Genomic DNA, 25,790 nt, shown 5'->3' on the forward strand with positions numbered 1-25,790 from the left:
CAAAGTGCGGCTCGTTCGCCGTATCAGAACAGCTCATTTTCGTTCCCACAAAGTACCGGGGCCGCGCACTTCTCTTTAGCGCCATTCACGGTGCGGCCTCTGCCTCCCCATCGGTCAGACTGCGCAGGATCATCTCCATCCCCTGCCCCACGTCCTCCTCGATTGCCTGCGCGGCGGCGGCGGCGTCCTGCGCCTGCAGAGCGGTCACCAGATCCTTGTGGCAGTCCTTCAAGTACCGCGTTCCCATCTGCCCGCAGACCACGCGCAGCGACGGCCCAAACCGCAGCCACAGCATGTTTGTCATGTCCTGCAGAATCGGCGCATCGGCGATGCTGTTCAATGCCTCGTGAAAGGCATGGTTTTCTCGCAGGTATCCCTCGATATCGCCGCGTGCGATTGCCCCGTCCAACCGATCATCGATCGACGACAACTGCATCACATCTTCGGGTCCGGCCCGTACGGCCGCGCGCCGCGCCAGCAAGGGTTCGATGGCCAGACGCGCCACGGTCAGTTCCTCGACAGCCTCCCTGCCCAGCACCGGCACCTGAATCCGTCGATTTCCCATGGCCTGCAACGCGCCCTCCGCGGTCAGCCGCCGGATCGCCTCTCGCACGGGTGTCATTCCGGCGTCCAACCGCTCGACCAGCCCCTGGATCGTAACGGGCTCTCCCGGTGCAAGAGCACCAAACAGAACCGCCTCGCGCAGCGCCCGGTAGACCTGTTCGTGCGCGGGCAAACCTGCCTGCGATCTTGGCTCTGCCACATTTGTCATCACCTGCCTCCCCTTTGCCCGCCAAGCAGGCGGCCTCTCTTGCACAGGCCCGCAGCCCGTGGAAACATCGCCCAAGTTGCATTGCAGCGCAACTTATGATCAAAAATTGGGGACGAGGCGCAAAAGACCCTCGCCACCAACGGGAGAACACCATGACCAAAACCCTTGTGACGATCACAGCGTCCCTTGCGCTGACGGCCGGACTGGCCACAGCCGAGGAGGTGCGGGTCTACAACTGGTCCGACTATATCGACGAAGGCCTGCTGGAAAAGTTCGAGCAGGAAACCGGCTATGAACTGGTCTACGACGTTTTCGACAGCAACGAGGTTCTGGAAACCAAGATGCTGGCGGGCGGCTCTGGCTATGATGTGGTTGTGCCCACCGGCACCTTCCTGCAACGCCAGATCATGGCGGGCGCATTCCAGCCGCTGGACAAGTCCAAGCTGCCGAACATGGACAACATGTGGGACGTGATCGCGGACCGGACGGCCAAGTATGACCCCGGAAACGAATATGCCATCAACTACATGTGGGGCACCACCGGCCTTGGCGTGAACGAGGCGAAGGTCAAAGAAATCCTTGGCGACGACGCACCGGTCACCTCCTGGGACCTGGTGTTCAAGCCCGAGAACGCGGAAAAGCTGGCCGCCTGCGGTATCCACATGCTGGACGCCCCGGCGGAAATGATCCCCGCGGCGCTGAACTACCTTGGCGAAGACCCCGACAGCCATGACCCGGACGTGATCGCACGCGCCGAAGAGGTGCTGCTGCCGATCCGCCCCCACATCCAGAAGTTCCACAGCTCGGAATACATCAATGCGCTGGCCAACGGTGACATCTGCGTGGCCATCGGCTGGTCCGGGGACGTGCTGCAGGCGCGTGATCGCGCCGCAGAGGCCGACAATGGTGTGGTCATCAGCTACTATGCGCCCGACGAAGGTGCGCAGATGTGGTTTGACCAGATGGCCATTCCGGTCGATGCGCCGAACCCCGACGGGGCCCATGCCTTCCTGAACTTCATCATGGATGCGCAGAACATGGCGGCGGCGTCGAACTACGTCTATTACGCCAACGGCAACAAGGCCTCGCAAGAGTTCCTCGAAGAGGACGTGATCGGCGATCCGGCGATTTACCCGACGCCTGCGGCGATGGACAACACCTTCACCACCACGCCCTATGATCCCAAGGTGCAGCGCGTCGTGACGCGCCTGTGGACCAAGATCAAATCCGGCACCTGATCTGAACAGCTTCCGCGCCGCCCCTGCGGCGCGGACCCCCAATTTGCGCGGTAGTACAACATGGCCGAACCCGTCTTTGCCCCGTGGAACGATCCGCAGGAAAAGCCGCTGATCCAGTTCAAGGGGGTGACCAAGCGCTTCGGCGATTTCACCGCCATCGATGATCTCACGCAGGACATCTACGAAAAGGAATTCTTTGCCCTGCTCGGCCCGTCCGGCTGTGGCAAGACCACCTTGATGCGGATGCTGGCGGGGTTCGAGGAACCGACCGAAGGCCAGATCCTGCTGGGCGGCGTCAATATCGGCCACGTCCCCCCGAACAAGCGTGCCGTGAACATGATGTTCCAGAGCTATGCTTTGTTCCCGCACCTGACAGTCTACGACAACATTGCCTTTGGCCTGCGGCGCGAAAAGAAGGGCAAGGAAGAGGTCGACGCGCGCGTCAAGGAGATGCTGCGCCTGACCCGACTTGACCGCTTTGCCAATCGCAAGCCGCACCAGATTTCCGGCGGTCAGCGGCAGCGCGTGGCGCTGGCCCGCTCACTGGCCAAGGCCCCCAAGCTGCTGCTGCTGGATGAACCGCTGGGCGCGCTGGACAAGAAACTGCGGGAGGAAACGCAGTTCGAACTGATGGACATTCAGGAAAAGACCGGCACCACCTTCATCATCGTGACCCACGATCAGGAAGAGGCCATGACAGTGGCCAGCCGCGTGGCCGTGATGGATGAGGGCAAGATCGTTCAGGTCGCCACCCCGGACGTGATCTACGAGGCGCCGAATTCGGTCTACGTGGCCGATTTCATCGGCGACGTGAACCTGATCCGCGGCATCGCCACCGCCCGCCCGGTCGCGGCCCCGGACCCGTCAGCACCAGCAGCGCCCCAACCACAGCCTGCACCCGCAACCGCAGCCGTCAAAGATACCACCGCCCCGGTAACGAAGGACCGCGCCCCGCAGCCCAACGACCTTGGCCGCGCTCTGCATGACCGTGTCCTTGCCCCGATCATCGGCAAGTGGATCGAGGATGAGCCAGCCCGTCTGCCTGCGCCCACAGAACAGGAAACCACCACCAGCGCACCCGCCGCACCTGCGGATGCCACCACGGCTCCGGCCGACATGCCTCCCGGCGGATTGTCCATCGACTGGGCAGAGGACCAAACGCCTCTTATCGCATCGAACGGAGACACACGCCTGTCCGGGCAGAAGGTCGTGCTGACCATGCGTCCGGAAAAGGTCAACATCTCCAAGGATCGTCCCGACGCGCCCAACGTGATGAAGGGCAAGGTGATCGACATTGCCTACCTCGGCAATATCTCCACCTACCACGTCGAAGTTGCAGGCGGCCTGATGATCAAGGCGCAGGCCGCGAACACGCGCCGCATCTCGCGGCGGGGCATCACATGGGAAGATGAGGTCTGGCTCAGCTTCACCACCACCGCCGGTGTCGTGCTGGAGGATAGCTGATGCGGCGCGCCGTCCTGATCGCCATTCCCTATCTCTGGCTGCTGGCGCTTTTCCTCGTCCCCTTCCTGATCGTCCTCAAAATCTCGCTGTCGGACGTGGCGCTGGCGCGCCCGCCTTACATGCCGCAATTGGATCTCGCCGCAGGTTGGGCCGGGATCCGCAGTTTCTTTGCCGAGCTTGATTTCGAGAATTTCGTCTGGCTGACAGAGGATGACCTCTACTGGAAGGCCTATCTCAGCTCCGCCAAGATTGCGGCCATTGCCACGCTGGTGACGCTGCTGGTGGGTTATCCCATCGCCTATGGCATGGCCCGTGCCCCGCAGGAATGGCGGCCGACGCTGCTGATGCTGGTGATCCTGCCGTTCTGGACCTCGTTCCTGATCCGCGTCTATGCATGGATCGGCATCCTGTCGAACGAAGGTGTGCTGAACCAGTTCCTGATGTGGTTGGGCGTGATCGGTGAGCCGCTGACCATCCTCAACACCAACTGGGCGGTCTATATCGGCATCGTCTACACCTACCTGCCCTTCATGATCCTGCCGATCTACTCGGCGCTGGAAAAGATGGACGAAAGCCTGCTGGAAGCCGCCGAAGACCTTGGCTGTTCGCGGTTCGCGGCCTTTTGGCTGGTAACGATCCCGCTCTCCCGGAACGGGATCATCGCGGGCTGTTTCCTTGTCCTGATTCCCACCATCGGTGAATTCGTGATCCCCTCTCTGCTGGGCGGGTCGGATACCCTGATGATCGGCAAGGTGCTGTGGGAGGAGTTCTTCTCCAACCGCGACTGGCCGGTGGCCTCGGCGGTGGCGGTGATCCTGCTGCTGTTGCTGATCATTCCCATCGTGCTGTTCCAAAGGTCCGAGGAAAAGGCACGGGAGGCGGGCAAATGAGGCGCTTCAGCTGGTTCAACGCCACCTCCCTCACCCTTGGCTTTGCCTTCCTCTACCTGCCGATGGTTCTGCTGGTGGTCTATTCCTTCAACGAAAGCCGCCTCGTCACGGTTTGGGCGGGTTTTTCGACCAAATGGTACGGGGAACTGCTGCAGAACGAGGAGTTCCTCGACGCCGCCTGGGTCACGCTGAAGGTTGCGTTCTTCTCCTCCACGATGGCCACGGTCCTTGGGACCATGGCCGCGCATGTTCTTGTGAATGGCGGCAAGTTTCGCGGGCGGACGCTGTTTTCCGGCATGATCTACGCACCGCTTGTCATGCCGGAGGTCATAACGGGCCTGTCGCTGCTGTTGCTGTTCATCGGCATCGGGCTGGACCGGGGCGTATTCACCGTGGTGCTGGCGCATACGACCTTTGCCATGTGCTATGTGTCGGTGGTCGTCTCTTCACGCCTCAGCAATTTCGACAGGTCGCTTGAAGAGGCGGCGCTGGATCTTGGCGCCTCCCCCCTGCAGGCCTTCATGCTGGTGACGCTGCCGATCATCGCGCCTGCCGTGATCTCTGGCTGGCTGCTGGCCTTTACGCTGTCGCTGGATGACCTCGTGATCGCCAGCTTTACCACCGGACCGGGGGCAACCACCCTGCCGATCAAGGTCTTTTCCGCCGTACGTCTGGGCGTCAGTCCAGAGATAAACGCGCTGTCGACCATCCTGATCGGGTTTATCACCGTAGGTGTGATCACCGCCTCGCTGGTGTCGAAACAGGGCGCCCTGCGCCGCGCGCGGGAAGAACAGGCAGCCGTCCGCGCGTGACCCGGATATTCGAACCTGCCGCCTACGGTCCGCAGGAGGCCTGTTTCTGGGCGGATACGGTTTCACCATTGGTCTGGCCCCAGCTTGAAGGCGCGCAGCGTGTCGATGTTGCGATCATCGGTGGGGGCTTCACCGGGTTGAATGCGGCCTTGGCGCTGGCCGAGGCCGGTGTCGATGTCCTGGTGTTGGAGGCAGAACACCCCGGCTGGGGCGCCTCCGGGCGGAATGGCGGGTTCTGCTGTCTGGGTGGGGCCAAGGCTTCCGACACCCTGCTGGCCCGCCGGTTCGGGCCAGAGGCACCTCAGGCTTGGCACGAGGCCGAAAAGGCCGCCGTGGCCCATGTAGACAGCTTGATCCAGCGACACAGCTGGGACGTGGACCGTCACTCGCAGGGGGAAACCCTGCTGGCCCATACGGCCCGACGGTTTGACGCCTTGCGCCGCGACGCCGAGGCGACTGGCAAGGCCTACGGCGTGACGCCCGAGATTCTGAACCGGACGGAATTGGCAACGCAGGGATTGGGCGGGCCGTGGTTCGGAGCCATGACCCTGCCCATCGGCTTTGCCCTCAATCCGCGCAAATACCATGCCGGTCTGGCCAAAGCCGTGGCAGCGACGGGCGCGCGGTTGCACGGCCAAACTCCGGTCACGGGGTTGAAGCGCGGCGGCGATGGTTGGCATCTGAGCACGCCCTGCGGATCAGTTCAGGCGAACAAGGTGGTTCTCGCCACCAATGGCTACAGCCATGAGGATCTGCCGCATTGGCTGCGCGCGCGCACCCTGCCCGCACAATCCAGCGTGATCGTCACCCGCCCGCTGACGCGGGCAGAGCAGGAGGCGGCAGGCTGGTGGTCGGCGCAGATGGCCTATGACACGCGGTTTCTGCTGCACTACTTTCGGCTGATGCCGGATGGCCGGTTTCTGTTCGGGATGCGCGGCGGGCTGAGGGCAACTGATCGTGCCCAACAGGCCATTTCCCGCCGGATCCGCGCCAATTTCGCAAGGCTCTTTCCGACGTGGCAGGAGGTCGAGATCACGCACGAATGGTCCGGCCTTGTCTGCCTGATGCGCAATCTGACGCCTTTTGTGGGCACGGTGCCCGGGCATGACGGGCTCTTCGCCGGTCTGGGCTTTCACGGCAATGGCGTCGCGATGGGGTCCTATGCCGGGTGTTTGCTGGCGGATCGGGTGCTGGGGCGTAGATCGGAAGGACCGGCACCGGACTGGCTGAGTACAGAGCCGCCGCGCTTTCCCTTGGGCCGCCATCGTCGCAGCCTGCTGACGCCAGCCTATCTATGGGCCGAAACCTTCGACGTTTGACAACAGTTCAACAAGCGAACCGCGTCTCACCCCTGCGGTGTCATGTTTGGACGCGCCTTGCCGCGTTCCAGACCCAGCTTGCGTTCGCGCCAGATGATGATCCCACCCGCCAGAACCACCAATGCAGAGCCGCTCAACACCATCGGCGTCGGGACTTCTTCGAAGAACCAGTAGCCGAAGAGGATCGCAAAGAGGATCGAGGCATAATCAAACGGCGCGACAACGGCCGCTTCGGCATAGCGATACGCCGACGTCAGCATGATCTGCGCCACCCCGCCAATCAGTCCCGCCGCGATCAGCATGCCGATGACGGATGGTGACGGCCAGACCCACCACGGGATGGTCAGCAAGGAAAACAACGTGGCTGTGAGCGAGAAATAGAACACGATGGCCGAGGTCTGCTCGACCGCAACCATGCGGCGGATCTGGATCTGTGCCAGCGCCCGCATCACCGCCGAGGCCATCACCAGCGCAACGCCCAGGGTGGCCGATCCGCCCACGTCGTCCAATGTCAGACGCGGCCATAGAACGACCGTCACCCCGATCAGACCCAGCAAGACCGCCGACATCCGGAACAACCGCAGACGTTCGCCCAACAGAACTGCCGCCAAAAGCACCGTCATCAAGGGCGCGGCGTAGCCAAGGGCCGTGACCTCTGGCAATGGCAATAGCCCCAGCGCCGCAAATCCGCAGCCCATCGCCGTAACGCCAATGAGACCCCGCCAGACATGCAGCAAGGGGCGCTCGGCCTTCAACCCGGTGTCAAGATCGCCGCGCATCGCCAGCCATCCAACGATGATCGGCATGGCAAAGAACGAGCGAAAGAACACCGCCTCTCCGGTTGGCACATGGGCCGAACTCGCCTTGATCAGCGAGGCCATGACAGTGAACAAAACGACAGAAAACAGCTTTAGCGCGATGCCACGCAGCGGGGACATGTGTGCTCCTTCGGGAATGACGCGAGATTGGCCCGCGACGGCCCAAAGGTCAATGTCCCTTACTCACCTGCTGTCGCGGCAATGCTGGCGAAAGGCCCGTTTCAAAAGGTTCAATTCCGCCCGCAACAACGCCACTTCGGCGCGGATGTCATCGTCCAGCGCCTCTCCGGCGATCACGCAAAAGCTCTGCAATACCGTTTCGTCGCGTCCGTCCCGGATCATCACGGTCCGCACGCCATCGCCCAGCACCTCAACCGGCACCGGCACCTCGACCACCCAACGTCCCGTTTCGGAGGTGTCGGAAACGGTCACGCCCGCAATGGGCCGGGTTTCGCAACTGGCATTGATTTCCGGCATGGTCTCAATGCCGGGCGTTGCCACCAGTAATCCTTCCCACAGGCCATCGCGGAACCGGGTCTTGGTCAGTGTGAAATCGCTCATGCTCGGTCTTTCCGGGTCACATGGCCGCCCGTTTGCGGCGGCTGAAGGTCAGGTCGCGCAGGATCACCTCGTTCATGCGCGGACCTTCGAAAATCAGGTCCAGCCACAACTTCTCGATCCGCTTTTCGTTCAGGCGGGTATAGGCCAGATCAAATTCCACGAAGATCTGCTCCTGATGCAGGGGGATTTCGCGCACCACCTGTTCGGTGTTGGGGCCGTGCCGGATGTTCAGACGTGCGAACATTTCCAGCGGCACCTCCATTTCCACGATGGTGTCCAGCCGGATCAGATGCTGCCGCGTCAGCCCCTGCACCGCCGCCGGGGGCAATTCCAGCGCAAGGGACAGGTAGGATCCGCGAAACTCGAACACATCCAATTGAAGGCCAAAGGCGGCAAGGTCTTTTTCGCGAGTATTGCGGATTTGCCGAAGGGTCATCTCGCTGCGCGGACAGTCATGGAACAGGGTCGCCTCCTGTCCCAGCTGGACCTTGTTGGTAATCGCGGCGCGGCCCGAAACCGGCAGCGGCCCGCTCCAGATTTCGGGGCGCCATGCCCAATCGGCGTCAGCCGGGCGGGGAAAGGCCTGATTTCCGATCAGGGGCAGGGCCAGCCGCATGTCAGCGACGTGGATCAAGTGATCCAGATGCGCTTTCAGACGGCGGGCCATGGTGCGTTGGCGGCGCAATATCGGCAGGTCGGTCTCCCCTGCCGAACGGGCAAGATCGGCCCAGCGACGCAGTCCCGCCGACTGTACCGCCTTGCCAATCACGCTGCGCATGTCGTTGCCCATTTGCCCCCCAGATCATCGCCCATAGCTTGCGTCACCCAAGCCGTTGGAGCCCGGGTCTGTTTCTATGTGAGAAACTATAATTGCAAACTTTAATTATTGAACAAGCGACCGAGGAATCCGCCGGTTTGGATCGGGCGTCTGGGCTGAGAGGCGCTGCGTTGCGGGCTGGCGCTGTTGCGGGCGATCGCGTCTTTGACACGGCCAAGCATCTCTGCCCCGCCAGAGTCGGCCAGATTGCTTCCCTTTGGTGCATAAAGGGCAAGCCCGACCAGTCGCTCTCCCTGCAGGAAGGCCCCACGCCAATAGCGGGTATCGGCACCTTCGAACATCACGTTGCTGCCGGAGTCGAGATGCGCACTGACCCGATCACGGGCGATATTCCAATCCAGCAAGGTGGCCTCCGACGCGAGGGCCAGCGCCTGCGGCGTCGGGAGATCCCCGGTATCGCCACGGGGCCCCACGGTCACGGTCACAAGCATCGGTGACACGTGCGCCCCCGTCTTGCCGCCGTTCAGGATATGACAGGAGGCGATAACGGCAAAACCGCGCTCGGGGCCTGCCCGCTTGGTTTGGGGATCGATGCAATAGCCGTCTGGCCCGGCCACGATCACGTCTCCGCCCGCAAGACCGGCTTTCTTCAGGGGCGCCTTGGGAGTCTCGCTAGACTGGTCCGGGCGCGCAAAGAAGGCTGCGAGCCCCTTTCGAGCCCGGGCCTCGGCGGCCCCGGCGTCGGGTTTGGTGCCAGACTGGGGGGCCTGACACCCCGCCAGTACCAGTGCCGTGGCGGCACTGAGGATCAGTCGCGCCGCCACCATCGCTTAGAGGTCCGCGTAGACGTGCTTTTCCTCGGCCCCGCCCGGATGGGTCACGGCACCGCGATAGGTCTCACCCACCAGTTGCGCATACTTCCACAGCGCGCCGGAGGCATAGATCGTATCCCGCGGGCCTTTCCAGTTTTCCTTGCGCGCGGCCATTTCCTCTTCGGTCAGGTCGACACTGATTTCACCCTTGATGGCATCGATGGTGATTACGTCGCCATCCTGAATCAGGGCGATCGGTCCGCAGGCCGCCGTCTCGGGACCAACATGGCCGACGCAGAAACCACGCGTCGCGCCAGAGAAACGGCCGTCGGTTATAAGCGCCACCTTCTTGCCCATGCCCTGACCGGACAGCGCCGCCGTGGTCGCCAGCATTTCGCGCATACCCGGGCCGCTTGCCGGGCCTTCGTTGCGGATCACGATGACCTCGCCTTCCTTGTAGGCCCGTGCCTTTACAGCCTCAAAGGCGTCTTCCTCGCACTCAAACACACGCGCCGGGCCGGAAAAGACCTGTTCTTCCGGGCTCATACCCGCAACCTTCACGATGGCACCCTGCGGCGCCAGATTGCCCTTCAGGCCGACAACGCCGCCGGTCTTGGTGATCGGGGTCTCGATCGGGTAGATCACCTTGCCATCCGCTTCCCGCTCGATCATGTCCAGTTCTTCGCCGATGGCGCGGCCCGAGGCGGTCATGCAATCCTCATGAATCAGGCCCGCCTTACGCAGTTCCTTCATCACAACCGGAACGCCGCCGACCTCGTAAAGGTCCTTGGCTACATACTGACCACCGGGTTTGAGATCGACGAAATAAGGCGTGTCCTTGAAGATCTCGCAAACGTCGTCGAGGAAGAACTCCAGCCCGGCTTCATGGGCAATGGCCGGTAGGTGCAGACCGGCGTTGGTCGAGCCGCCGGTGCAAGCCACGACACGCGCTGCGTTCTCCAAGCTTTTCAGCGTCACCACATCCCGCGCACGAATGGACTTTTCCAGCAGGTTCATGACCGCGATGCCAGAGGCGGTCGCGTATTGGTCCCGGCTTTCATAAGGCGCGGGCGCTCCGGCCGAATTCATCAGCGCGAGGCCGATTGCCTCGGACACGCAGGCCATGGTGTTCGCGGTGAACTGACCGCCGCAGGCGCCGGCCGAAGGGCAGGCGACCTTTTCCAGCGCGCTCAACTCTTCGTCGGAATTCGCGCCCGCCTGGTGTCGGCCAACCGCCTCGAACACATCTTGGACAGTCACGTCCTTGCCCTTGAACCGGCCCGGCATGATCGACCCGCCATAGATGAAGACCGACGGCACGTTCAGACGCACCATAGCCATCATCATCCCCGGCAGCGACTTGTCGCACCCCGCCAGACCGACGATGGCGTCATAGCAATGGCCGCGCATGGTCAATTCAACGGTGTCGGCAATCGCCTCACGCGAGGCCAGCGAAGAACGCATACCTTCGTGACCCATGGCGATGCCGTCGGTCACGGTGATTGTGGTGAATTCACGCGGCGTGCCGGAGGCTTCCTTGACGCCCAGCTTGACCGCCTGCGCCTGCCGGTTGAGGGAAATATTGCAGGGCGCGGCCTCATTCCAGCAGGTCGCCACGCCGATCAGCGGCTGGTGGATCTCCGCCTCACTCATGCCCATCGCGTAATAATAGGACCGGTGCGGCGCGCGCTCGGGCCCCTCGGTCACATGGCGGCTGGGAAGTTTCGTTTTGTCGAATGGACGCTTGAGCATCTGCGTGGCTCCTCCCGGGGAATGGCTTTTCCTTGGAATAGCGAAGGGTTTCAGGCGGCACAAGCGTCAAGCGCCGGATGGTATACCGTTTCACAATGCCGGGCGCGGCCACGCGTTTCCCATGACCCGGTCCTACTGCGCGATTGCCGGTGGGACGGCGGGCGGGGCGATTTTCAGCTTGCTGAAAGAGCGGCGCCCCGGCGTCATCCGCTGCCGATGAGCGCCCCGGCAGCAAAGACCAACGCCCCGCCGAGCACCACCTGGAAAGTCGCGCGCAAAAAGGGCGTTTCCATGAACTTGTTCTGAATCCACGCAATGGCCCAAAGCTCGATGAAAACAACGATCAGGGCGATGGTCGTCGCGGTCCAGAAATGTGGGATCAGATAGGGCAGCGCATGGCCCAGACCGCCGAGCGTCGTCATCACGCCAGAGGCGATGCCGCGCTTGAACGGCGACCCCCGTCCGGACAGCGCCCCATCGTCCGAGGCGGCCTCGGTAAAGCCCATCGAGATCCCGGCCCCGACACTGGCCGCCAGACCGACAAGGAAGGTGGTCCAGGGGTCATGGGTGGCAAAGGCTGTGGCAAAGATCGGCGCGAGCGTCGACACAGACCCATCCATCAGCCCCGCAAGACCGGGCTGCACCCAAGTCAGCAGGAACTGGCGTTTTGCACGGTCATCTTCATTGTCCCGCGCTTCTTCGCCCAGGTGCTTTTCTTCCAGCTCATGCGCTGCGCCTTGATGCTGAGCCTCCATCGCAGCCAGATCGCCCAGCAGTTTTCGGGTGTCCGCGTCCTGCGTGTTCTGCGCCGCCATCAGGTAAAAGCGTTCGGCACTGCGCTCCATGTTCTCCGCTTCTTCGCGGATCCGGTCCAGCGACAGGTTCTCGGTCAACCAAACCGGCTTGCGCGCATAAAAGCCCGCCACGTGCTCACGCCGTATCAGCGGAATGACATTGCCGAACCGCCGTGTATGCATGTCGATCAACGCCCGGCGGTGCGCGTCTTCTTCCTCGGCCATGCCGTCGAACACCGCCGCAGTGTCCGGGTATTCCGTCCGCAGACGTTCGGCGAAACTGCGATAGATACGGGCGTCGTCCTCTTCGGAGGAGATCGCCAGCGCAAGCACCTCTTGTTCGCTCAGGTCGCGGAACTGCCGCCGATAGCCAAGGTTGAGCATGGTCATCCCCGTTTTAGAACACTTCTAAACTGCTGTTCTTTAAGTACCCTCAAGTCCGGTTTTCCGACATTGCCCAATCTGCCGCAGGCGGAAAGTCTGGACTTGCACATTGCACTTTGCTTTCTATGATTGAACTGAACGGTTCAGTTTAAATTGCTAGAGAATCCCATGACCCGCATCATTCTAGCCCTCGCCACGGCAACCGCCCTTATGTCCACACAGGCGCAGGCCTTTATCACTCCGGACTTCACACCGAACCTCAGTTTCCCAACGCCCAGCCCGCAGCCCGATTTGTCGACCAAAGGATGCAACACATCCACAGAGTGCAAGTGACCTAACGCGACCCTTCCTTGCTCAAACTGAACTGATCGGTTTATGGTTGATGTCGCAAGGAGACCGCAATGACCACAGAGTCACTCGTCCGGAAGGGGCGCAAATTCGATCAGGTGCTGGAAGGCGCGCGCGAAATTTTCCTGCGCGACGGTTTCGAAGGCGCCAGCGTCGATGAAATTGCCCGCCAATCCGGCGTCTCCAAGGCGACCCTTTACAGCTATTTCCCGGACAAGCGTCTCTTGTTCATCGAGGTCGCCACCGACCAGTGCCGGCATCAGGCGGACGAAGCGGTGCTGGCAATCGACCAGCGTCAGTCGCCGCGTGAGGTTCTTGGACAGGCCGGGCGCAAATTCCTCGACTTCATCTATTCGGACCTCGGCCAGCGCATCTTCAAGATCTGCGTGGCGGAATCCGAGCGGTTCCCCGAGCTGGGCCGCCAGTTCTACCAAAGCGGCCCGATGATCATGCGCCGGGTCATGACCGATTACCTGCGCGCCGCCTGCGACCGGGGAGAACTGACCATCCCGGATATCGACCTTGCCTCGGACCAGTTTGCCGAACTCTGCAAGGCCGATCTCTGGCCCAAGGCGGTCTTTGGAATTCAGGACAAGTTTTCCGAGGCCGAAATTTCCCGCGTGGTGGATGGCGCTGTCGACACCTTCATGGCACGTTACGGCGCATAAGCGCGCCACCCCCACGGCCGCCCCTGTGGAGTGAACATGAAGACCCTATCCGAAAACAAATGCTTTGGCGGTGTCCAAGGTGTGTACGCACACGACTCCGCCGCCTGTTCCTGTGAAATGACCTTTGGCCTGTTCCTGCCCGAAGAGGCGGCGCACGTCCCGGTGCCCGTGTTGTGGTATCTCTCGGGCCTGACCTGCACGCACGAAAACGCCATGATCAAGGCCGGCGCACAGTCCTGGGCCGCAGAACAGGGCATTGCACTGATCTTTCCCGACACCTCGCCGCGCGGCGAGGACGTGGCCGACGACGAGGCCTATGACCTTGGCAAGGGTGCCGGGTTCTATGTCAACGCCACGCAGACGCCTTGGGCCCCGCACTTCCGCATGTGGGACTATGTGGCCGAAGAACTGCCCGCACTGGTGGGTGAAAACTTTGCGCTGGACATGGATCGTCAGGCCATCACCGGGCATTCCATGGGTGGTCACGGCGCGCTGACGCTGGCGATGAACCTCCCCGGCAGATTTGCCTCTGTGTCTGCCTTTGCCCCCATCGCGAATCCGACGGCGTCCGACTGGGGCCGCAAGCAGCTCTCGGCATACCTTGGCGATGATGAATCCACATGGGCCAAACATGATTCCTCGCTGCGGATGCGCGAGACAGGATTTGACGGGCCGGTTCTGATCGATCAGGGCGCGAACGATCAATTCCTCGATCTGCTGAAACCCGAGGCGCTGGCAGAGGCGATGGCGGCGCGGCGTCAAGACGGGATCTTCCGGATGCAGAAAGGCTATGACCACAGCTACTTCTTCGTCTCGACCTTCATGGAAGATCACGTCGCTTTCCACGCGGAGGCTCTGCATGCCTGATCCGGGCGTGGGTGCATGACATGACCCTATACGTTGATGCCGATGCCTGCCCGGTCAAGGCCGAGTGCGAAACGGTGGCCACCCGCCACCGTCTGCCGATGGTGCTGGTCGCCAACGGTGGGTTGCGCCCGCCGCGCAATCCTCTGGTCACGCTGAAAATTGTCGCCGAAGGTCCCGATGAGGCGGACAAGTGGATCGCAGACAATGCGGGCCCCGGCGACGTGGTGATCACCGCCGATATCCCGCTGGCTGCGAAATGCGTCGCGGCGGGTGCGCTGGTGCTGCGCCATGACGGCAGCGCCCTGACAGAGGCCAACATCGGCCAGCAGCTTGCCATGCGCGATCTCATGTCCGATCTGCGCGCCGCTGATCCCTTTCGGCAGGGCTCTGGCAAGGGGTTTACAAAGGCCGACCGCAGCCGTTTCCTCGACGCTTTGGAACGGGCGCTGCGACAGGCGGCGAAAGAGACGAAATGACCGTACAGGCAGTGATCTTCGACATCGGCAACGTCCTGATCGAATGGCAACCGGAACGCTATTACGACGCGAAAATCGGCGAGGACCGCCGCCGCGCCATGTTCGCCGAACTCGACCTGCACGGCATGAACGACATCATCGACCGCGGCGGCGATTTCCGACAGACCGTCTATGACTGGGCACAGAAAACCCCCGCCTGGGCCGCAGAAATCCGGCTCTGGCACGATGACTGGCTGGAAATGGCGAAACCCGCGATCCCCCGATCTGTCCGCCTGCTGCGGGCATTGCGCGCCAAGGGGCACGCGGTCCACGCGCTGACCAACTTCGGCATCGGCACATGGACCATCGCCACCCCGGCCTATGATTTCCTGAACGAATTCGACCACGCCTTTGTCAGCGGCCACATGGGCGTCATCAAGCCAGAGGCGCGCATCTACGAAATGGTCGAGGAGCATCTTGGCCTGCCGGGAGAGGCGCTGCTCTTTGCCGACGACCGCGCCGACAACATCGCCGCGGCAGAGGCGCGCGGCTGGAATGGGCATCTCTTCACCGGGCCGGACGGCTGGGCGGATCGGCTGGTCGCAGAGGGCCTGTTGACCGAAAGCGAGGCGCGATGACCACCATCATCCCCTTTGACGAAGGTGAGAAACACCTGGACTGGATTGCCCTGACCCGCGCCTTCGATGCGGGCCACCAGCGCCCCAAGGCGGAAATCGAGGATGTCTTTCTCTACCGCGGCGATGACACCCTGCTCAATCGGTCTGCATGGATCGACGGGCTGGGCATCGCGGTCAAGGCCGCCACGGTCTTCCCGGGCAACCCGGCCAGGGGCCTGCCGATGATCGGCGGTGCCGTGAACCTGTTCGACGACTGGGATGGCAGCCTGTCAGCTGTGGTCGACTTCCACCTTGTCACCAAGTGGAAGACCGCGGGCGACAGTCTCTGCGCGGCGCTCAAACTCGCCCGACCGGACAGCCGCAAGATCCTGATCGTCGGCGCAGGCACCGTTGGCGCCTCGCTGATCGAGGCCTATTCGGCGGGCTTCCCCAAGGCCGAATTCACCGTCTGGAATCGCACTCCCGACAAGGCCCGCGCCTTTGCCAATGAACGCGGGATCAAATGGGCCGAAGATCTGGAACAGGCCGTGCGGGATGCAGATATCGTCAGCTCCGCCACCATGTCGACCGACCCGGTCCTGAAAGGCGATTGGTTTCAGCCCGGCCAGCACATCGACCTCATTGGCGCTTATCGCCCCGACATGAGAGAGGCTGACGACACAGCCATCCAACGCTGCCGCCTCTTCGTGGACAGCTTCGACACCACTGTTGGCCATATCGGAGAGCTGAAAATCCCTATCGCCAATGGGGTGATCACAAGTGATGACATCATCGCCGACTATTACGCCCCCGGCCGGTTTCGGCGGCAGAACGACGATGAAATCACCCTGTTCAAGAATGGCGGCGGCGCGCATCTGGACCTGATGTGCGCGCGCTACATCCTCGACGCCTGGCGGGCGGCATGACCTTTCTTGGCGGCGCATTGACCCTGGCTGGTCTCTCCGCCACCGCCCTACCCGGATATCTCGAATATCGGCGCAAACCCATCGCCGCCCTCCGCGACAAGGCGACCGGCGCATTCGCCGATCTGTCGCAAGGAAAGACGCATTACCGATGGTCCGGGCCAAAAGAGGCACCCGTGGCGCTGTGCATCCACGGGCTGACGACGCCTTCATTCGTCTGGGAGGGGCTGACCCCTCATCTGCTCACCGCTGGCTATCGGGTCCTGACCTATGATCTGTACGGACGCGGGTTTTCGGATGCGCCATGCGCCCGCAACACGGCGCAATTCTTTACCCGGCAGTTGCGCGATCTGCTGGACCATCAGGGCGTGGACGCTCCTGTGACCCTGATCGGCTATTCCATGGGCGGCGCCATCGCCGCCAGCTTTGCCGCGGCACACCCCGAACGCACAGAACGCGTCATACTGATTGCTCCGGCCGGGATGGGACACGACCTCGGGCAGCTGGCCCGCTTCACACGCGACGTGCCGCTGCTGGGCGACTGGGCTTTTCACCTCGGTTACCCGTCGCAACTGCGCACGGGGATCGAGGCCGAACGCGACCAGCCCGGATCGGTGGAGAACATCGCCGACAGGCAACTCGCGCAACTCGACCGGCGCGGCTACCTGCGCTCTGTCCTTTCCTCCCTGCGCGGCCAGCTTGGTCGCCCGCTGGAGGTTGAGCATCGCCGGATTGCCGCCAACGGCACGCCAGTCACGGCCATCTGGGGCCGCGAGGACCGCACCATCCCGATCCGCGCCAAGGACACCCTCGCCCTGTGGAACCGCAATGCCCGACAAGAGGTCATCGACAGCGCGGGCCACGGCCTGCCATACACCCATACGCGCCAACTGGCGCAGGCCATCGCCCGGATGAACTGATCCCGTCCTTCTTTGAGCTTTCAAATACCTCGGGAAAGTCGACCGCAAGGAGACGGGGGCAGAGCCCCCTTGCCCTACGCCGCCACAGCCACAGGGCCGGTCCGGTTTTCGCGGATCGGCAGATGCACCAGCGCGCTCAGCGCACCGACACCCACGCCGATCCACCAGACCAGCGTGTAATCGCCGGAGATGTCATACAGACGCCCGCCCAGCCAAACCCCCATGAAGCCGCCGATCTGGTGGCTGAGGAACACCACGCCATACAGTGTTCCCATGTAGCGCAGCCCGTAGAGATGCGCGACAAGGCCTGAGGTCAGCGGCACCGTCGCCAGCCAGAGCGACCCCATGACCGCCGAGAACACCAACACGCTGCCCGGCGTGATCGGCAACAAGATGAACACCGCCGCCGCGACGGTCCGCGCGGTGTAAATCAGCGCCAAGAGATATTTTTTGGAAAACCGGCTGCCCAGCCACCCCGCGGTCAGCGTCCCGGCGATGTTGAACACCCCGATCAGCGCGATGGAAAACGCCCCCAGTGCAGAGGTCGTCGTCACCCCGATGGAATGCAGCACCCCGCCTGCCATGATCGGTCCGCACATCTCTGTCACGAAAGCCGGGAAATGCGCCGTGACAAAGGCAAGCTGATAGCCGCAGGAAAAGAACCCGATGAAGATCAGCGAAAACGACGGATCACGGAACGCACGGCCGAGGATCACGCCCATGCTCTCTTCCAGTTCCATCTTTGTCGCGACAGGCGCGCGCATGGCCGGCAGGGTCAACAGCACCGACAGAACCGCCGCCGCGAAGATGAAGAACACCATTTGCCAGCTCATGATGGACAGCAGCGCCTCGGCCACGGGGGCGCCGATGATCTGGCCGGAACTGCCTGCCGCCGTGGCAATGGCCAATGACATGGACCGGTTTTGATCGCTGGAGGCGCGCCCGACCACCGCAAGGATCACGCCAAACCCGGTGCCTGCGATGCCAAAGCCCACAAGCACCTCAAGCGCCTGCATGGTGAAGGGATCAGTGGCGAACCCCGACAGCACCAACCCGACGGCATAGAGAACCGCGCCAAGTACGATGGCCAGCCGATCCCCCAACCGTTCGGCAAAGGCACCGAACAGCGGCTGACCAATGCCCCAAGCAAGGTTCTGGATCGCGATGGCAAGGCTGAATTCCGCCCGTGCCCAGCCGAATTCCTCGGCAATGGGGATCTGGAACACGCCAAAGCTGGCGCGCACGGCAAAGGTCACCATGATGATGACACAGCCGGTGATCAGGACCGGATTGAACAGAGACGCACGCGCGGACATGGAACAAGCTCCTGACAGAACGCGCAGTTTCTGCCCTCTTGGACCATGATCGTCAAACGCGAATACATGATGTTTCAGCTCAGTTTTATTTATGCGTCGCCGCGCCAAGTCTTGGTACGCGTCCCGCCCATGAGGTGATCCAAGACCAGTTCGGCACGCCTTGTCGGATCATCCTCTTCCTCGGCAATCCTTGCCAGCGCCTTGCTGCGCGCAACTGCGGGCGTGTCCTCGAATGAAAAACCGACGTCGCCCTCGGCCTCGCAGAAACTGGGCAGGCGCAGCAGCGGCGACAGATCGGAAACCTGTGTTTCGGTTATATCCAGAATGGCCAGTTCTGGCAGGTCCGCCAGCGGCGAAAGGTCCGTCACCTCTGTGCGGCGAAGTGAAAGCGTCTGCAGCCCCTTGCAGCTTGCCAGCGGCGACAGATCCGTGACCTTGGTGCCGTTCAACCACAGGTCCTTTAGCCGCGTCAGCCCCGCCAGCGGTGACAGATCCGCAACTGGCGATCCTTCCAGATACAGGTTGCGCAGCCTGCGCATCCCGGAAAGGGGTGAAAGGTCAGTGACCCGTGTCATGCGCAGGTCAAGCTTTTCTATCTGTGTGAGCGGCGCCAGCGGCTGCAGATCAGCGATCTGCGTTCCCTCCAGATCCAGCCACGTCATCCAATCCAATCGTCCGATCTCTGGCGGAAGCCGACGCAACGGTCCCGGATGTTCCAGGTACAGAAAGGACAGCCCCTCGCCGCGGTGCAGCTTGACCGATTGGATGATGTCCCGCACCTCGGCGTCCAATTCTGCGTCGTTTCCGCCCTGCGCCATGCACCCTCGCAAATTGCCCGCCGGACAGACTGGCATGCCGCCAAGGCCCGTTCAAGCGCCCGACTGCAAGCTTGCTCTACACAACGGTCCACGCATTCGGTATGCGAAGGCATGCCAAGCGTCACAGACCTCTACAAAACCCGAGTCGCCGAAGGCCGGATCAAGCCGGATCCGGCGCAGCAAGCCGTGCTGCCAGAACTGGAGCGCCTGCGTGCGGACCTTTCACAGCCGGTGAAACGCGGCTTTTTCCGGCGCAGCGTCGAGGCGCCCAAGGGGCTGTATCTCTGGGGCGGGGTCGGGCGCGGCAAGTCGATGGTCATGGACCTGTTCGTCGAAACGTTGGAAGTACCCGCCCGCCGCGTGCACTTCCACGCCTTCATGCAGGAAATTCAGACCGAGATTCACCGCCTGCGCAAGGACGGCGTCGAAGATCCGATCAAGCCGGTTGCCAAATCGGTCAGCGACGCGGTGCGCATCCTCGCCTTTGACGAGATGCAGATCACCGATATCGCCGACGCCATGATCGTCGGGCGGCTGTTCGAAAACCTGTTCGAGGCTGGCACCACCGTGATCACCACGTCGAACCGGGTGCCGGATGACCTCTACAAGGACGGGTTGAACCGGCAGTTGTTCCTGCCCTTCATCGCATTGCTGAAAGAGCGGATGGAGGTGCGCGAACTGGCCTCTGACCGCGATCACCGGCAGGATCGGCTGGCCGGGGCCAAGGTCTTTTTCACGCCCGCCAATGCCGAAGCCCGGGCCGAGCTCGACGCCCTGTGGGAAGAACTGACCCACGGATTGGAAGAAACGCTGACCCTGCACGTCAAGGGCCGCGAGGTCGAACTGCCGCGCTATCACAACGGTGTGGCGCGGGCCTCTTTCTTTGATCTTTGCGGGCGGATGCTGGGCCCGGCGGATTACCTCAAGCTGGCCGATAGTGTCCGCGTGCTGATCATGGAAAACATCCCACAACTTTCGCGGCACAACTTCAACGAGGCCAAGCGCTTTGTCACCCTGATCGACGCGCTGTACGAGGCAAGGGTCAAACTTGTCGCCTCTGCCGCCGCGGAGCCAGAGATGCTGTATGTCGAAGGGTCGGGCAGTTTCGAATTCGAACGCACCGCGTCGCGCCTGCGCGAAATGCAATCGGCAGACTGGGCATTGTAAGGGCCCAACAGCACAGGACAAAAAAAGAAGGGGCCGGAAGAACCGGCCCCAGTTTTATGCTCGTTGCTTGCCTGTTGATTATTCAGAGCACCGGGATGGCCAGTTTTTGGCCAATCCGGATCTTGTCCGGGGCGCTGATCTTGTCGCGGTTCGCATCGAAGATCACCGTGTACCGAAGTGTGTCGCCGTAGTAGCGATAGGAAATTGCCGCCAGACTGTCGCCCGGCTGCACAATGTAGGTTTCAGTCTGGCCGGATGACCGCACGCGCGGCGGCGAGGCCACAACTGCCGATGGCGCCACGCCCACCGATCGCTGCACCAGTGATCGCTGCACCAGTGATCGCTGCACCAGTGATGCCAGTAATGTCGTCGTATCGACCTTGCCGTTGGAGGTGATCAGCGCTTCGTGCACCACCAATTGCCCGGAGTCGCGGGCCTCGTTCAGCACGGCGTCCAGATAGGCGTCCGACTGCCCTGCGCGCAGGGATTGCGCCACCAGCGCCCGAAGGCGGCCCTGTGCCGTCCCGCTGTCACCGATCGTCGCGCCGGACAATTTGCTCAGCACGCCCTGTGTCATGGTTAGCAGGGCGGCGTCTTCGGCCCCGCGGGACGAAAACCGGTTCAACTCCGCAACGATGGCTCTGGTCGTCTGCGCCAGATCCCCGTCCTGAGGTTGCTGTGAAGCCTTGATAGCCGCCGTGATTGCCAGTGCCGGATTGTCCTGCGCGTCGGCCCTGAAGCGCTCCGCAGGCTGTTGCGGCTCCCGCACAAGCGCCGCCAGAACGCTGGAAACATCAGCATTCACCCGGGGAGCTACGTCAGGAGAGGCGGTTCGGGAAAAGGAATCCGGCGTTGCGGCAGCACGGGTCACGGCTGTCGGGGCGGCAGCGCCCGCCATGCTGTCCCGCGCCTGTCTGGAACCGGGCTGAAGGACAATCAGCGCGGTCGAAATGCCGAGGAAGGCCACTCCCATCAGGATCATCCGAATCACCCTGTCTGCCTCCCTTTCCCGTCCCGCGTCACGCCGGCACCTTCACGGTCAGCCCCAACAGCAGCCAAACCTGCATGCCGCCCCGATAATAGAGAATCTTTTCAGGTGGATAGCCTGCATCAGTCAGGTTGCGGATCGCCTGCGGGCCATGATCGCACCACGGCCCGTTGCAAAACATCAGCAGGTCCAGCGCATTACTGAAATCCCAGCCCGCACCATCCCTGACCCCGCCCAGGGCCTCGATGATCTGGTCGCGGTAGGGGTTGCTGGCCTCAAGGGTGGGATAAGGCACGTTTACCGACCCGGGGATCGTTCCCTTTTGGAACCAATCCGGCATGCGGCTGTCGATCAGCAGGCCCTTGCCCTCTGCGACCGTGTTTTCAATGAAATCGATGACCTCGATTTCCCCGACCGTCATAACGCCCTCGGCGGCGCTGATCGGGTGGATGCAGAAGGGCGGACAGGGGCGCGATGTCTTGGAAAATTCAGGGTCCAGCCGGTTCGAGGTCTCCTGAATCCGTTCGATCACGATGTTTTCGCCATTGAGCCAGATCGAGCGCGAAGCAGTCTCCGGCGTGATCTTGACCTCCTGCGCTGCAGCAGGCACCACCGTGAGACACAGCAGTAGCGCAAATGCGCAGCGCATCTGGTATAGCATCGCGAAAAGTCCCCCAAGATACGGCAGAACACGGCAGCCTGATGTGTTCCGACGTAGCAGCTTGACCAAATATAGCTGGGGCGCCGCGAATCAGTCAAGGAGAAGCGATTCGCAACCTGTTTTTTTCTGGGGAAATCAATCCGATTCGCAGAAAGCGATTCGTTTTTCAGACACTTAGCGCAAAGCCACGGTCAGGCCATGTGATGACGCAGCACCCAACCGGCAAGGTACAGCGATCCGCAAATCAGGATGCGGGCCTGCGGATCCTTTGACAGGATGGCTGTCATGGCCTGTTGAACGTCACCGGCGACGATGGCCGAGTGACCGACCTCCGTGGCCAGACGGGCGGTCTCTTCCGCGGGCAGGGTGTTTGTCTCTCCCGGGATCGTCACCGCCGTCAGGCTTTCGGCCACCGCTGCCAAGGGCCGCAGGAAACCGCGCGCATCCTTGGTGTTCAGCATGCCGCAGATCAGATGCATCTTGCGGCCCGAAAGCCCCGCCAGATGCGTGGCCAGCGCCTCTCCCGCTGCCGGGTTGTGGCCACCGTCAAGCCAAAGCTCGCCCTGCGGTGCGGCCTCTGCCAGTGGCCCCCTGCGCAACCGCTGCATCCGCGCAGGCCATTCGGCCCGCGCCATAGCGCCTTCATAGGCCGCCTCGCCCGCCTGCAACAGCCGTAATACGGCGAGTGCCGCCCCCGCATTCTGCAACTGGTGCGCGCCCGGCAACACCGGCAGAGGCAGGTCCAGCAGCCCGCTTTCATCCTGAAACACCAGACGCCCGCGCTCTTCCCAGACATGCCAGTGCTGCCCATGCGCCAGCACGGGCGCGCCAAGGGCCGCCGCGCGGGCCTCGATCACCTCCAGCGCCGCTTCTGGCTGCGGGCCAACGATGCAGGGCACGCCGCGTTTGAGAATGCCCGCCTTTTCACCGGCGATCTTGGCCAGCGTATCGCCAAGGTATTGCTCATGATCCATCGAGATCGGGGTGATCACGGTCGCCGCTGGCCGGGCGATCACGTTGGTCGCGTCCAGCCGCCCGCCAAGCCCCGTTTCCAACAGGACGTAATCCGCCGGAACCCGGCTCATCGCCAGCAAGGCAGCGCAGGTCGTGATCTCGAAATAGGTGATCGCGTCCGTGCCATTGGCCTCGACGCATTCATCCAGAACGGCTGTCAGGTCAGCCTCGGAAATCAATTCCCCCGCCAAACGGATGCGTTCATGAAACCGTGCCAGATGCGGAGAGGTATAGGCATGCACGCGCTGTCCCGTGGCCTCCAGCCCCGCCCGGATCATCGCCTGGGTCGAGCCTTTGCCATTGGTCCCGGCCAGATGCACAACCGGCGGCAGGCGCTTCTCAGGATGGTCCAGCGCCTCCAGCAGGCGCCAGACACGGTCCAGTGTCAGGTCGATGATCTTGGGATGCAGCGCCATCATGCGCTGCAGCAGCACGTCAGAGCCTTGCCCGGCGTCACTCATCTGCGGATCTTTCCAGAAACGGGTGTTACCCCTTGGCCTTGTCCAGCGCTGCGTTGGGTTTCGCCTCGGGCTTCAGCTCTTCCGAACCGGGCGCGGGCAGGTCGCCCCATGTCGCGGGCGGCATGTCCATCAGCATCCGGGTGATCACGATGAGCTCTTCACGCATCTGGCGGCGGTCGGTCACGCGGTCCAGCATCCCGTGTTCCAGCAGGTATTCGGCGCGCTGGAATCCTTCGGGCAGTTTTTCGCGGATCGTCTGTTCGATCACGCGCGGGCCGGCGAAACAGATCAGCGCGTTGGGTTCCGCGATTTGCACATCCCCCAACATGGCGTAGGACGCCGTGACACCCCCGGTCGTCGGATGCGTCAGCACCACGATATAAGGCAGGCCCGCCTCTTTCAGCATCTGCACGGCAACGGTGGTGCGCGGCATCTGCATCAGGCTCAGGATGCCTTCCTGCATCCGCGCGCCCCCGGCGGCAGAGAACAGGATCAGCGGCCGGTGCAGTTTGACGGCTTCTTGCGCGGCGGCGATGATGGCGTTGCCGACATACATCCCCATCGACCCGCCCATAAAGCTGAAGTCCTGCGCAGCGGCCACGATGGGCGTGCGCCCGATCTCACCCGCAGCAACCAGCATTGCCTCACGTTCGCCTGTGCCCTTCTGAGCCGCCTTCATCCGGTCGGGGTATCGTTTCTGGTCGCGGAAGTGCAGCGGATCGGTCACCGGTTCGGGCACCGCTACTTCTGCAAAGACACCGCCGTCGAACAGCGACAGGAACCGGTCGCGCGGGGTGATGTGCATGTGATGCCCGCAGTTGGTGCAGACATTCAGGTTGTCGCTGATTTCTCGGTGGAACAGCATGGTTCCACACCCGTCACACTTGGACCACAGGTTTTCCGGCACCTCGCGGCGCGAGAAGATCGAGTTGATCCGCGGACGGACGTAGTTTGTGATCCAGTTCATATCGGCCCCGGCAATTGCACTTGGCCGTGATTTATGCGCAGGTGCGAAGAAATGCAATTGAACAGGTGGTTTCAGCGTCGAAGCCCTTGATGGCCCCCCGCATCCCGGATGTGTCGCACCCACAACACTGCTGTTAAGCTTACATTAATTTTTTGAAGTGCCCCCTGTCGCTCAGCCCTACCCAATCGTATAGTTTTCCCACTAGCGTTCAAATTTAACGCACGAGCAGTACCGGAGAAAAACAATGAGAACGTCCTCCCTCCTTGCGGCAGGGGCTTTTTTCGTCGCGTCCAGCGTTTCCGCGCAAGAACTTACCTATGGTGGCCTGCTGGCTGATTACCAATCGCTCGACACTGACGGTGTATCCATCGATGCCACGATCTTCGCCGCCGAATTCGGCGTGAAGCTGGGCAGCGGTTTCGACGCATGGCTGGGCGGCATGACCGCCGACGTCGACAGCGATGCCGCTGCTGTCACGCTGACCCTCGACACCTATAATTTGGGCCTTGGTTATACCTTTGGCGAGTATTTCCGCGCCGACCTCTCTGCCAGCAGCCTTTCGGGCGGCGTTGTCGCCGGTCTGAACCTGCACCTGAAAGAAGCGGGCCTAGCCTATGACAACGGCAACTACTTCGGTCGCGTCAGCTATTCCGAAGTGGAAAACAAGAACCTGGTCGGTGTCGATAGCCTTTGGGGGCTGCATGTCGGTTATGAAGGTCCGCAGGGACTGAACGCTTCGGTTTCGGCGCATTGGGTCGATGATCAGTTCAACGCAATCGACACGCCGCTGATGATCGTGACCCTTGGCTATGACGGCGGCAACTGGCAGGCCAATCTGGACGCTGCGACCATCGACATCGCCAGCACCGATCTGAGCCTCGTGGCCCTGTCGGGCGAATACGACTTCAACCCGAAGTTCTCGGTCTACGGCAGCTACGTCTATCTGTCGGCCGACAGCCAGGATCTTGACGGTTTCCGCCTTGGCGCCGCGTACAACTTCACGCCAAAGGCGCGCGTCTTCGCGGACGCCTCCAAGTTCTCTGCCTCCGGTATCGACGACGTGACCGGCGTCGGCATCGGTATCAGCATGGATCTTGGCGACAAGCCCGCCTCTTACGAAACCACGACAGATCGCCTGTCCGGAATTGGCGAACACATTTTCGGCCTGCAATTCTGAGCAGACCGATCAGGTAACGAAAGGGCCGG

General features: G+C 62.3%; 26 protein-coding genes. 13 read left to right on the plus strand and 13 right to left on the minus strand.

The annotated features are described in order from the left end of the window. Positions 1 to 85 precede the first annotated feature (85 nt). Complete coding sequence (locus ACTXGA_RS12525) at positions 86 to 772, minus strand: GntR family transcriptional regulator (RefSeq protein ID WP_443394117.1); 687 nt, start codon at positions 770 to 772, stop codon at positions 86 to 88. 152 nt (positions 773 to 924) lie between these two features. Between ACTXGA_RS12525 and ACTXGA_RS12530 the strand changes: the two genes are divergently transcribed. From ACTXGA_RS12530 to ACTXGA_RS12550, 5 genes are read left to right on the plus strand one after another with little or no spacing between them, the layout of a single operon-like run. Next, positions 925 to 2,010, plus strand: a complete 1,086-nt coding sequence (locus ACTXGA_RS12530; protein ID WP_443394118.1) for a polyamine ABC transporter substrate-binding protein — start codon at positions 925 to 927, stop codon at positions 2,008 to 2,010. A 60-nt stretch (positions 2,011 to 2,070) separates the two neighbouring features. Beyond that, a complete protein-coding gene (locus tag ACTXGA_RS12535; RefSeq protein ID WP_443394120.1) occupies positions 2,071 to 3,474 on the plus strand; it encodes an ABC transporter ATP-binding protein in 1,404 nt (467 codons plus the stop codon). Continuing rightward, positions 3,474 to 4,364 carry an ABC transporter permease subunit gene (locus tag ACTXGA_RS12540; RefSeq protein ID WP_443394122.1) on the plus strand — a complete coding sequence of 297 codons (891 nt, stop codon included), beginning with the start codon at positions 3,474 to 3,476 and terminating at the stop codon, positions 4,362 to 4,364. Before ACTXGA_RS12535 ends, ACTXGA_RS12540 begins: the two co-directional genes overlap by 1 nt. Continuing rightward, entirely contained in the window at positions 4,361 to 5,176 is an 816-nt protein-coding gene (locus tag ACTXGA_RS12545) for an ABC transporter permease (RefSeq protein ID WP_443394124.1), read from the plus strand. The genes ACTXGA_RS12540 and ACTXGA_RS12545 overlap by 4 nt, the downstream gene beginning before the upstream one ends. Beyond that, positions 5,173 to 6,495, plus strand: coding sequence for an NAD(P)/FAD-dependent oxidoreductase (locus ACTXGA_RS12550; RefSeq protein WP_443394126.1), 1,323 nt, complete (start codon positions 5,173 to 5,175; stop codon positions 6,493 to 6,495). Before ACTXGA_RS12545 ends, ACTXGA_RS12550 begins: the two co-directional genes overlap by 4 nt. Positions 6,496 to 6,521: 26 nt before the next feature. Here ACTXGA_RS12550 and ACTXGA_RS12555 read toward each other — a convergent pair whose 3' ends face one another. The 6 genes from ACTXGA_RS12555 to mbfA all read right to left on the minus strand — a co-directional run bounded on the left by ACTXGA_RS12555 (position 6,522) and on the right by mbfA (position 12,394). Continuing rightward, positions 6,522 to 7,433, minus strand: coding sequence for a DMT family transporter (locus ACTXGA_RS12555; RefSeq protein WP_443394128.1), 912 nt, complete (start codon positions 7,431 to 7,433; stop codon positions 6,522 to 6,524). A gap of 63 nt (positions 7,434 to 7,496) precedes the next feature. Continuing rightward, positions 7,497 to 7,874 (minus strand): hypothetical protein, encoded by a 378-nt coding sequence (locus tag ACTXGA_RS12560; RefSeq protein WP_443394129.1) that lies wholly within the window; start codon positions 7,872 to 7,874, stop codon positions 7,497 to 7,499. A gap of 16 nt (positions 7,875 to 7,890) precedes the next feature. Continuing rightward, complete coding sequence (locus ACTXGA_RS12565; protein ID WP_443394131.1) at positions 7,891 to 8,652, minus strand: DUF6478 family protein; 762 nt, start codon at positions 8,650 to 8,652, stop codon at positions 7,891 to 7,893. Between the two features lie 101 nt (positions 8,653 to 8,753). Further along, on the minus strand, positions 8,754 to 9,479 hold the full coding sequence (locus ACTXGA_RS12570) for a dihydroxy-acid dehydratase (protein ID WP_443394133.1): 726 nt from the start codon (positions 9,477 to 9,479) through the stop codon (positions 8,754 to 8,756). Between the two features lie 3 nt (positions 9,480 to 9,482). Continuing rightward, positions 9,483 to 11,216, minus strand: a complete 1,734-nt coding sequence (ilvD, locus tag ACTXGA_RS12575) for a dihydroxy-acid dehydratase (RefSeq protein WP_443394134.1) — start codon at positions 11,214 to 11,216, stop codon at positions 9,483 to 9,485. Between the two features lie 203 nt (positions 11,217 to 11,419). After that, the gene (gene mbfA / locus ACTXGA_RS12580; RefSeq protein ID WP_443394192.1) at positions 11,420 to 12,394 is read right to left on the minus strand and encodes an iron exporter MbfA; all 975 of its coding nucleotides are present in this window, start codon (positions 12,392 to 12,394) and stop codon (positions 11,420 to 11,422) included. A gap of 401 nt (positions 12,395 to 12,795) precedes the next feature. Here mbfA and ACTXGA_RS12585 point away from each other — a divergent pair, with 401 nt between their 5' ends. From ACTXGA_RS12585 to ACTXGA_RS12610, 6 genes are read left to right on the plus strand one after another with little or no spacing between them, the layout of a single operon-like run. Further along, complete coding sequence (locus tag ACTXGA_RS12585; RefSeq protein ID WP_443394136.1) at positions 12,796 to 13,410, plus strand: TetR/AcrR family transcriptional regulator; 615 nt, start codon at positions 12,796 to 12,798, stop codon at positions 13,408 to 13,410. A 36-nt stretch (positions 13,411 to 13,446) separates the two neighbouring features. Beyond that, entirely contained in the window at positions 13,447 to 14,277 is an 831-nt protein-coding gene (fghA, locus tag ACTXGA_RS12590; protein ID WP_443394137.1) for an S-formylglutathione hydrolase, read from the plus strand. Between the two features lie 20 nt (positions 14,278 to 14,297). Continuing rightward, complete coding sequence (locus tag ACTXGA_RS12595) at positions 14,298 to 14,753, plus strand: YaiI/YqxD family protein (RefSeq protein ID WP_443394139.1); 456 nt, start codon at positions 14,298 to 14,300, stop codon at positions 14,751 to 14,753. Continuing rightward, positions 14,750 to 15,370 carry an HAD family hydrolase gene (locus ACTXGA_RS12600; RefSeq protein WP_443394141.1) on the plus strand — a complete coding sequence of 207 codons (621 nt, stop codon included), beginning with the start codon at positions 14,750 to 14,752 and terminating at the stop codon, positions 15,368 to 15,370. Before ACTXGA_RS12595 ends, ACTXGA_RS12600 begins: the two co-directional genes overlap by 4 nt. After that, a complete protein-coding gene (locus ACTXGA_RS12605) occupies positions 15,367 to 16,275 on the plus strand; it encodes an ornithine cyclodeaminase family protein (protein WP_443394143.1) in 909 nt (302 codons plus the stop codon). The genes ACTXGA_RS12600 and ACTXGA_RS12605 overlap by 4 nt, the downstream gene beginning before the upstream one ends. After that, positions 16,272 to 17,192: an alpha/beta fold hydrolase gene (locus tag ACTXGA_RS12610; protein WP_443394145.1), complete on the plus strand. Its 921-nt coding sequence runs from the start codon at positions 16,272 to 16,274 to the stop codon at positions 17,190 to 17,192. The genes ACTXGA_RS12605 and ACTXGA_RS12610 overlap by 4 nt, the downstream gene beginning before the upstream one ends. A 74-nt stretch (positions 17,193 to 17,266) precedes the next feature. Here the strand turns inward: ACTXGA_RS12610 and ACTXGA_RS12615 are convergent, their stop codons facing one another. After that, positions 17,267 to 18,508: an MFS transporter gene (locus ACTXGA_RS12615; protein WP_443394147.1), complete on the minus strand. Its 1,242-nt coding sequence runs from the start codon at positions 18,506 to 18,508 to the stop codon at positions 17,267 to 17,269. A gap of 89 nt (positions 18,509 to 18,597) precedes the next feature. Next, positions 18,598 to 19,326 (minus strand): leucine-rich repeat domain-containing protein, encoded by a 729-nt coding sequence (locus tag ACTXGA_RS12620; protein WP_443394149.1) that lies wholly within the window; start codon positions 19,324 to 19,326, stop codon positions 18,598 to 18,600. Positions 19,327 to 19,437: 111 nt separating this feature from the next. On the opposite strand from ACTXGA_RS12620, the gene zapE reads away from it, so the two are divergent. Continuing rightward, entirely contained in the window at positions 19,438 to 20,493 is a 1,056-nt protein-coding gene (zapE, locus tag ACTXGA_RS12625; RefSeq protein WP_443394151.1) for a cell division protein ZapE, read from the plus strand. Positions 20,494 to 20,575: 82 nt separating this feature from the next. Here the strand turns inward: zapE and ACTXGA_RS12630 are convergent, their stop codons facing one another. The 4 genes from ACTXGA_RS12630 to accD form a co-directional block, all read right to left on the minus strand. Further along, the gene (locus tag ACTXGA_RS12630) at positions 20,576 to 21,475 is read right to left on the minus strand and encodes a LysM peptidoglycan-binding domain-containing protein (protein WP_443394153.1); all 900 of its coding nucleotides are present in this window, start codon (positions 21,473 to 21,475) and stop codon (positions 20,576 to 20,578) included. Positions 21,476 to 21,512: 37 nt separating this feature from the next. Next, entirely contained in the window at positions 21,513 to 22,142 is a 630-nt protein-coding gene (locus ACTXGA_RS12635) for a rhodanese-like domain-containing protein (protein WP_443394155.1), read from the minus strand. A 191-nt stretch (positions 22,143 to 22,333) separates the two neighbouring features. Continuing rightward, positions 22,334 to 23,617 (minus strand): bifunctional folylpolyglutamate synthase/dihydrofolate synthase, encoded by a 1,284-nt coding sequence (locus ACTXGA_RS12640; protein WP_443394157.1) that lies wholly within the window; start codon positions 23,615 to 23,617, stop codon positions 22,334 to 22,336. 25 nt (positions 23,618 to 23,642) lie between these two features. Further along, positions 23,643 to 24,584 carry an acetyl-CoA carboxylase, carboxyltransferase subunit beta gene (accD, locus tag ACTXGA_RS12645; protein ID WP_443394159.1) on the minus strand — a complete coding sequence of 314 codons (942 nt, stop codon included), beginning with the start codon at positions 24,582 to 24,584 and terminating at the stop codon, positions 23,643 to 23,645. 244 nt (positions 24,585 to 24,828) lie between these two features. On the opposite strand from accD, the gene ACTXGA_RS12650 reads away from it, so the two are divergent. Further along, on the plus strand, positions 24,829 to 25,761 hold the full coding sequence (locus tag ACTXGA_RS12650) for a porin (protein WP_443394161.1): 933 nt from the start codon (positions 24,829 to 24,831) through the stop codon (positions 25,759 to 25,761). The last annotated feature ends 29 nt before the right edge of the window (positions 25,762 to 25,790 follow it).

The organism is Antarctobacter jejuensis, from assembly GCF_052266595.1.
GTDB classification, from domain to species: Bacteria; Pseudomonadota; Alphaproteobacteria; order Rhodobacterales; family Rhodobacteraceae; genus Antarctobacter; species Antarctobacter jejuensis.